This is a genomic window from Kribbella turkmenica (genome assembly GCF_004348725.1).
In the GTDB taxonomy this organism is placed as follows: Bacteria; Actinomycetota; Actinomycetes; order Propionibacteriales; family Kribbellaceae; genus Kribbella; species Kribbella turkmenica.
Genome location: NZ_SMKR01000246.1, coordinates 1 through 7,846 on the forward strand (window position 1 = coordinate 1; position 7,846 = coordinate 7,846).

9 protein-coding genes are annotated in these 7,846 nt (G+C 67.0%); 6 read left to right on the forward strand and 3 right to left on the reverse strand.

Annotation, left to right across the window (positions count from 1 at the left end; translation table 11 throughout):
- The coding region (locus E1218_RS33715; protein WP_233712648.1) for a hypothetical protein at positions 1-307 on the forward strand (307 nt) is incomplete at its 5' end.
- A gap of 29 nt (positions 308-336) precedes the next feature.
- Here E1218_RS33715 and E1218_RS33720 read toward each other — a convergent pair.
- The 3 genes from E1218_RS33720 to E1218_RS38370 form a co-directional block, all read right to left on the reverse strand.
- Entirely contained in the window at positions 337-1,227 is an 891-nt protein-coding gene (locus tag E1218_RS33720) for a glycerophosphodiester phosphodiesterase (RefSeq protein WP_132327101.1), read from the reverse strand.
- Between the two features lie 41 nt (positions 1,228-1,268).
- Positions 1,269-1,592 (reverse strand): helix-turn-helix domain-containing protein, encoded by a 324-nt coding sequence (locus E1218_RS38365; protein ID WP_202866342.1) that lies wholly within the window; start codon positions 1,590-1,592, stop codon positions 1,269-1,271.
- Positions 1,593-1,735: 143 nt separating this feature from the next.
- Complete coding sequence (locus E1218_RS38370; protein ID WP_407657655.1) at positions 1,736-2,221, reverse strand: alpha/beta fold hydrolase; 486 nt, start codon at positions 2,219-2,221, stop codon at positions 1,736-1,738.
- A gap of 401 nt (positions 2,222-2,622) precedes the next feature.
- On the opposite strand from E1218_RS38370, the gene E1218_RS33730 reads away from it, so the two are divergent.
- The 5 genes from E1218_RS33730 to E1218_RS37890 all read left to right on the forward strand — a co-directional run bounded on the left by E1218_RS33730 (position 2,623) and on the right by E1218_RS37890 (position 7,723).
- Positions 2,623-3,597, forward strand: a complete 975-nt coding sequence (locus tag E1218_RS33730) for an aldo/keto reductase (RefSeq protein ID WP_132327102.1) — start codon at positions 2,623-2,625, stop codon at positions 3,595-3,597.
- A gap of 408 nt (positions 3,598-4,005) precedes the next feature.
- A complete protein-coding gene (locus tag E1218_RS33735; RefSeq protein ID WP_132327103.1) occupies positions 4,006-4,338 on the forward strand; it encodes a rhamnogalacturonan endolyase family protein in 333 nt (110 codons plus the stop codon).
- A gap of 102 nt (positions 4,339-4,440) precedes the next feature.
- The gene (locus E1218_RS38005) at positions 4,441-6,672 is read left to right on the forward strand and encodes a rhamnogalacturonan lyase family protein (RefSeq protein ID WP_325052875.1); all 2,232 of its coding nucleotides are present in this window, start codon (positions 4,441-4,443) and stop codon (positions 6,670-6,672) included.
- A gap of 140 nt (positions 6,673-6,812) precedes the next feature.
- Positions 6,813-7,328: a hypothetical protein gene (locus E1218_RS33745; RefSeq protein WP_132327105.1), complete on the forward strand. Its 516-nt coding sequence runs from the start codon at positions 6,813-6,815 to the stop codon at positions 7,326-7,328.
- A 269-nt stretch (positions 7,329-7,597) separates the two neighbouring features.
- On the forward strand, positions 7,598-7,723 hold the full coding sequence (locus tag E1218_RS37890; RefSeq protein WP_267900347.1) for a hypothetical protein: 126 nt from the start codon (positions 7,598-7,600) through the stop codon (positions 7,721-7,723).
- Positions 7,724-7,846: the final 123 nt, after the last annotated feature.

Below are 7,846 nucleotides of genomic sequence, written 5' to 3' on the forward strand. Positions count from 1 at the left end.
GCGGGGCGTGGGGCACTCGGCCGTCGTGGCGAGCGCGGCAGATGCCGCCAGCGCCGACCTGATCTGCACCTGCACGTCGGGCCCCGAGCCTGTGCTCTCCGGGATGTCAGCTCGCACCCAGCTCAACGCGGTCGGGTGCGGTGACCTGCCGATGGGTCGTGTCGTCGACGACCTGAGGGCTTTGGCTCGGGCTGAGGTCCGGCGCGGAACCTTGGACGGGATCACGATCGTCGTGGCGGCCGGGCTCGCAGTGAAGGACCTTGTGGTGGCGACACTGGTGGCGCGGAACGCCGGTCTCATCGGCTGACACGACACGCCCGGTCGACGGAACCGCGGCTACCGGTTCGTGAGCGACTGCGGGAAGTCGGTGATGATCCCGTCCACCCCGAGGTCGTCCACCCTGCGCATCGTGCCGGGTTCATTGACCGTCCAGACGTTGATGTCCATGCCGAGCTGGTGGACGCGGGCGACGAGCGCGCTGTCGGTCACGGTCCACTGGGGGTTCACCTGATCGGCCCACCCGCTGAGCTCCACCAGTTCGGCTTCCGTCGGACGGTCGGCGTCGAGCAGGCCGATCGGGATCCGCGGCTGCAGCGTCTTGAAGGCCTTGGCGTCGTCGACCTCGAAGGACTGTACGGCGAGCTCGCCTGCCGCCAGGGCCTCGTCCACGTAGCCCGGGATCGAGCGCAGCTCAGCATCGAGGTCCGCCGGCAGACCCTCGTAGTGTCCGCACGGGCTGATCTCGGCGAGCAGGCCGGTCTTACCGTCGACCTGCTTGATGACGTCGCCGACCGAGATGATCCGCTCGCCGGCGAAGTCCGGGTGGAACCACGAGCCGGCGTCGAGCGTACGCAGCTCGGCCCAGGTGAAATCCGACACCCGGTACGACGGGCGGCCCGGGAACCGTTCCTCGACGTCGGTGGTCCGGACCAGCGTGCAGTCGTGGAAGTTCACCAGGCGGCCGTCCTTGGAGCGTTGCACGTCGATCTCCACGAAGTCGGCATCCTGCTGCACCGCCGCCTTGATGGCGGCTGACGTGTTCTCCGGCGCGACTCCGGAAGAACCGCGGTGTGCGATGACGTCGACCGCGAACTCGCTGGCCACCGTACTCGAGACCGCGGCGATCTGGGCGCGCGCCGCGGTGGCCGTGGCCGGGGCCGCCGCGAGCAGCAGCGGTACGGCGATCAGCGATGCGACGAGCCGGCGGGGTGATCGAGAGGAGCGCATGGATGGCCTTTCGGGCGGATCAGAGTCAGCCGCCAGCCTGTCTACCCGCGATGACCGGCGGTCAAACGCGCGTTTGCCCGTGCGTGAAGCACCGAGATCAGACCTGGGTCAGGACCGGACGGGCCGGCGCAGCCGCAGAGCGAGCTGGATCTCCAGGGAAGTCCGGCCTCCTGCCAGTCGTCGCCGAGAAGTTGCGACACCGGGTCGAGGCGCTGGGCAACGGTATTGACGTGCACATGGAGATCGTCCTTTGCGCGGGTTAGGTTTGCCCCGTTGGCGAAGTACGTCTCCAGCGTCTGGATCAGCCCGGTTCCACGAGGTTCGTCGTACTCGGTAACGGACCGAGTACGCCGTTGACGAACCACTCGACGCCTCGGGCTTCACCGAGCAGCGCCCCCATGCCGTAGCGCGTATGGACTTTGATCGTGTTCTCCCGGTCAGCCGGGTCTCGTCATGCCCAGTACGCCTGCCACCTCGACACCGTGCGTACGCGAGTCGCCCTCGATCTCTAGACGGCGGGATCAATGGCCACCGGTCGAGCTCTAGCCTGGCGCCATCGAGTTGGAAGCTGGCCCGCCGATTCTCCTGATACGACTTGGGCTCGAACCCGATCCGCCGCATCAGCGAGTAGCCTGCGCGACGCCCACCGGCACGTACGGTCGCGTCCGTCGTCGTTCCGGCTCAATATCCAACACCTTCGCCTCAAACTCGACCGGCATGACACATCGCCGGCTTTGAGGGTTTCCAACGCGGTCTGGTGTGGAGCAGATGACGTCTGCTGCGCGCAACTCCCCTGCGCTGGCAAGCGCACGTCGAACGACAGGTGGTCGCCTATCGCCATCGGCGGCGACCGTGCGGGGTTTTCGATGTCGAGGTTCAGGTGGATATCGGTTGCGTCGACCAGGACCGAACCGGCGAGCTGCTGCGGTCGTTGCGCGGCGTAGGTCAGCGAGATGAGAGCCCCGAGCGAGTGGCCGACGAGGACACCGGGCAAATTCCAGCGGCCAGAACCAGTCGGTTGCCTCCTTCGCAGCTGCGCCGATCGAGCGGGTGTTGAGTCAGCCCGGTGTATCGCTCCCGCCGGTTCCGGCGCGGGCGTAGGTCACTAGGTTCACTGAGGAGCCCAGAGCGATTTGACTGCGGCTCATGAGTCGCCCGCGTCGCAGCTGCCGGAGCCGAAGGCGACCGCCGGCGACCCACCCCCTGAAATCTCCGCCGCGAGTTTGTCAGTGCCGACATCGAACTTGGTAGCCGCCATGACGACGAGCCAATGGGGTTGGGTGACCAATCCCGGCCGCGCACTCGGTACGTACTCGAAACTCAGAAGGATGAGTAATCGAACTGAGTGGATTCTTCTGTTGGACATGTCAGCGGGGACGCGGGAGGTTGGAGGGTATGGACTTTACTCAGCTTGGGCGTACGGGACTGAAGGTCAGTCGGGTTGTGCTGGGGACGATGAACTTCGGTCCCCATACGGAGGTTGCGGAGGCGCACGCGATCATGGATGCGGCGCATGAGAAGGGAGTCAACTTCTTCGACACGGCCAACGGGTATGGGCGAGCGATCTACCCGGGGCGGACGGAGGAGATCATCGGGGAGTGGTTCGCCAAGGATCCCGGCAACCGGGAGAAGACGGTGCTGGCGACCAAGGTGTACGGCGACATGGGGCAGGAGTGGCCGAACACCAGCAGGTTGTCGGCGCTCAACATCCGCCGGTCGCTCGACGCGAGCCTGAAGCGGCTGCGGACGGACTACGTGGACCTGTACCAGTTCCACCACGTGGATCGGGCGACGCCGTGGGACGAGATCTGGCAGGCGCTGGAGGTCGCCGTACAGCAGGGCAAGGTGCTGTACGCCGGGTCCAGCAACTTCGCGGGGTGGCACATCGCGCAGGCGCAGGAGGCGGCGGCGCGGCGGAACTACCTGGGGCTCGTCAGCGAGCAGTCGCTGTACAACCTGATCCAGCGTGACGTCGAGCGGGAGCTGCTGCCGGCGGCCCAGGCGTACGGGCTGGGTGTGATCCCGTGGTCGCCGCTGCACGGCGGACTGCTCGGCGGCGTCATCCGCAAGGAGAACGAGGGCGTACGGCGGCTCGAGGGGCGCGCGAAGGAGACGCTCGAGAAACTGCGGCCGCAGATCGAGCAGTACGAGGCGTTCGCGGACGAGCTCGGGCACGAGCCGGGTGAGCTGGCGCTGGCGTGGTTGCTGCACCAGCCGGCCGTGACCGGTCCGATCGTCGGCCCGCGGACGATGGAGCAGCTGGACTCGGCGGTGCGCGCGGTCGACATCAAGCTCGACGAGAAGGCGCTCGCCCGCCTGGACGAGATCTTCCCGGGCTACAAGACGGCCCCCGAGGACTACGCCTGGTAGGAGCAGCTAACGGTGGCCGCGACACCGAACATTCGGCGCCGCGGCCACTGGGCCCGGACGGCCGTCGCGGTGGTGAACGACGGTCTGGCTCGTCTGCTGGTGGCCGGCTCACAACTGAACGACTCAATGCCAGGTGTCCGAAGGCGGTCACTTTCGTTGACCTTTCTGTGCGCAGCCGTTACCTTCCGAATGGAAAGCGCATTCCCGCCATACCGCTCGCCTCATTGCCATGGACAGCCGATGCCCGCGGCTTTGCCGAGAAGCGCTACACACATCCTCGTCAAGCCTCGGGGAAGAAGGCAGGCTGGCATGTCCATGTCCATGTCCATGTCCAAGTCCAAGTCGACGTGCCGAAACCGAACCACCAGCGCCTCTCGCTTCATCCGATGGTGCACCGCCGCGGCAGCAGTGGCGGCCCTCGGCCTAACCGGCGGTGCCGTCAACGTCGCCGCCGCGGAGGAGCTCGGTAGCAACGAGCTGCTGAGGCGGATGGAGTATCTCGATCGCGGCCTTGTCGCCGTGAAGGTCGGATCCGGCGTCTATCTGAGCTGGCGTTTCCTCGGAGACGAGTCCGAGGCCACGACCTTCCGCGTCTACCGCGACGACATCGCGGTCGCCGACGTCGCCGACTCGACGAACTATTCCGATACCGTCGGCACGCCGACCTCCAGCTATTCGGTCGCCGCTGTGGTCGATGGTGTCGAGGGTGAACGATCGGCTGAGCTGACGCCCCGGTCCTAGCAGTTCTTCGACATCCCGCTGCAGCGCCCCCCGGCCGCGGTCGCCCCTCGGCTCGAGACATTCAACCGAACCGTCACCGGCAAGGTGTACGAGCCGGTGGACATGCAACTGCTCCGGGACGTGCGCGAGGCCCACGAGAACGAGGCTGGGCTCCGGCCCTCCGAATACAACGCTCTCGTCGACCGGTTCCGGACGCATTTCGGCGACCCGGTGTGGAAGCCGAAGACGAATTTCGCGGACCCGCAGTACATGGTCACTCCGGGCCGATTCCGCATGAGCGATGCGCTGTTCGCCGAACTCGACGCGGCGTTCACGCGGTACGTCGACGAGCTCGACCGCGGGCCGCGCCTGAACTGGCTGAAGAACCCCGACGGCTCGATCGCGACCCAGACCGCCACCTACACGCCCGGCGATTCGACCGTCGGTGACCTCGACGGCGACGGCACGTACGAACTGGTCCTGAAGTGGAATCCGTCCAACCAGCGGGACTCCTCGCAGTACGGGTCCACGGCTCCCGCGATCGTCGACGCCTACAAGCTCGACGGGACCCTGCTCTGGCGGGTGAACGTGGGGTACAACATCCGGGCCGGAGCCCACGACACACAGCTCGTCGTGGCCGACTTCGACGGCAACGGCAAGGCGGAGCTGATCATCAAGACAGCCGATGGCACGACGACCGGGAACGTCGTCGGCGGGCAGTACGTGGTCAACGACGTGATCGGCCGTACGGCGGCCGCACCGAACAGGATCGCCGAGTACATCGCCGCGGGCGACGAGGCGTCGCTCGACGAGTACTACGACGGGCTCAACACCTATGCCGTCAGTTGGGTCATCCCGGGTGGCTCCACGCCGCCTGAGCAGAACGTGCGGCAATGGGGCAAGGTCTACGTCCACGGCGTCATCGGGACGAGCAATGAGTACCTGACAGCGTTCGACGGCGAGACCGGCCGGGTCATCGATACCGTCGACTACGCCTTCCCGTACGGCGAACCGAACTGGGGCGCTGCGCCGGTCGACCACCGTGGTGCCTCGTTCCTCGGCGCGGTCCGCGACGGCGGTACGGGCGAGGGTGCCCAAGTGCCGATCCCGCCCGAGGAGATCCCCGACCCGTACTGGGTGAACGAGGAGACTCGCTGGGGCCACTACCCGTGGGGCGACCACCAGGGCAACCGGGCGAACCGCTTCATCGCGGGTATCGCCTACCTCGACGGCAAGCGACCGAGTGCCATCATGGGGCGCGGGTACTACGCTCGGGCGACGGTGGCGGCGTACACCCTCGAGAACGGCGAGCTCGTGCTCGGTGACACCTTCGACTCCGAGACCCACCCCGATCCGGAGCTGTATCACCACAAGGGCGCGCAGACGATCACCATGTCGGACGTCGACCTCGACGGCAAGGACGAGATCGTCTTCGGCGCACTGATCCTCGACGACGACCTCACGCCGAAGACCGTCGCCGGGACCTGGTTCCCGTTCCCGGTCCCGGAGGTGAACGTCAACCTCACCGAACAGATGCACAACCCGGATGCCGACGACCGGTTCACTCACCTCGGACACGGCGACGCCTTCCACGTGGGCGACTTCGACCCTGACATCGCGGGGCCGGAGGTGTTCCTCACCGCCGAGCAGCCGGCCGACTTCCAGACCGTCGGCCGCGACGGCCAGAAGGGGTTCGGCTACCGGCCGAGCGCCGCGATCTACGACCCGAGGACCGGTGAGGTGCTCGTCGGCATGTACTCGCTCGCGGGCGACCTCGAGCGGGGCGTGGCAGCGAACATCGATCCGAACCAGCCCGGCGCAGAGTACTGGACGAACGGGTTCGTATGGAGCGCGATCACCGGCGAACGTCTGTACGCGAACGCGGCGGGATCCGCGGGGCTGCCGCACAACTTCCTTCTGTACTGGGACGGGGATCTCCAGCGCGAGATCCTCGACGGCGCGACGATCTCGAAGGCGAACACCGATTACGAGTCACGTCCCGAGGTCGTTGGAGACGCCAACCTCCTGGTCGCGCCCGGCGCTACCGGCACGAACGACGGCGGGCGCAACAGCCCGATCGTGTCGGCGGATCTGTTCGGAGACTGGCGCGAGGAGGTCGTGTGGCGCGTCGGCACCGACAGGCTGCGCGTCTACACGACCACCATCCCGACCGAGCACCGCATCCGCACGCTGATGCACGACCCGCAGTACCGCCTGAGCGTGGCCTCGGAGGGCAGCGTCTACAACCAGCCGCCGCATCCGAGCTTCTTCCTCGACGACGACACCACGACGTACCCGTTGCCCGCGCAGCGCAACGACATCGATGTGTCGCCCAGAGGAACCGCGCCGAACTGACCCTGTGTCCGGTCAGTCCGTGCTGGGCCAGGCGCAGTGCGGCCCGGGCCAAGGTCACACGTTGTGATGTCGGCTTCGCGGACCGGTGGTGGATGCCTGGCTCGTCGATGGAGGCGCCGAGGCGGCGGAGGACCGCCTTGGTGCCCCAGGCCGCATCGTTGGCCATCCACGGGGTCACGGTGTTCCATCGAGGTCGCCCGACCGATCGCGGTGAGCAAGTCCGCGACCGTTGCGTCCGCGTCGTCCTCCGTGGATCGAGTGGGGCGGAGTGCACGACCGCGCGGTGGGAGTACGAGCTTTCCGCGGTACTTGCGCAGCAGACCCACGGCCTGCGCCGTTTCCCGCAGGTGCAGGACGGGCAGGGTCTGGATCTCGCGGTTCCCTTTGCCGATCCACTCTTCGCCCAATCCGAGTTCGGCCATGGCGCCCTCCACCTGGACGGGCGGCAGGTAGCCGGCGCTGGTCAGCTTGATGCCGTCCGGCCCGACGCGCTCAAGCAGCCAGCTGTACGGCGAGACCATCCGGGCCGCGGTGTCCGCGTCGATCTCGACGGGATCGTCCAGCTTCGCGTCTTCGATCATCTGCTCGAAGTGCTATCTCGCAGCTATGGAACGGAAAGCGAAGGTGAGTTCACCCGGCGGTCCAGGAAGATCTGATTCACCGTGGCCAGGCCGGGCCAGCGCCTCGTTGACCTCTTCCGGTTCGAACCGGGTTGGCGCATAATCGCCGAGGTCGACGTCGTCGCCATACATCCGGGCACAGTCGACGACCGCCTCGGCATGCTCGGAAGGGTGGGATCGAGGGCAGCCGTGATCAGCTCGTAGCCAGACACTCCGCCGCAGTCCTCCCTCGGGCAGGACGTCGACCGTCGGTGCAGACAGCCCTGGGAGCGGAATCGTCCCGTGGCTGCACGGTTTCGAGCGTGATGACGTGCATCCAGTCGTCGCCGAAGCCGGAGGCCCAGGCGCACGCCGACGCTGTCAGCCAGCGCGCTCAATACGACTTCACGGTGCTCGGTGAGCGGCGCGGAGCCGCAGTACGCGTGAGCTAGTGCCGCGTCCAGAAACGTTGAGGTCGTAACCCGCGTTGGCTGCAGTTCGACAGGACGTATGCGCCCACTGCCCCACGACAAACGCCTGAGCAGACCAGCAATCCGGCTCGATCGCCGGACACC

What these genes read in the sequence shown, in the direction of transcription:
- E1218_RS33720 (WP_132327101.1), bottom strand. Translation starts at nt 1,227, where the DNA reads ATGCGCTCCTCTCGATCACCCCGCCGGCTCGTCGCATCGCTGATCGCC.
- E1218_RS33730 (WP_132327102.1), top strand. Translation starts at nt 2,623, where the DNA reads ATGGACTTTACTCAGCTTGGGCGTACGGGACTGAAGGTCAGTCGGGTT.
- E1218_RS38005 (WP_325052875.1), top strand. Translation starts at nt 4,441, where the DNA reads ATGCAACTGCTCCGGGACGTGCGCGAGGCCCACGAGAACGAGGCTGGG.
- E1218_RS37890 (WP_267900347.1), top strand. Translation starts at nt 7,598, where the DNA reads ATGACGTGCATCCAGTCGTCGCCGAAGCCGGAGGCCCAGGCGCACGCC.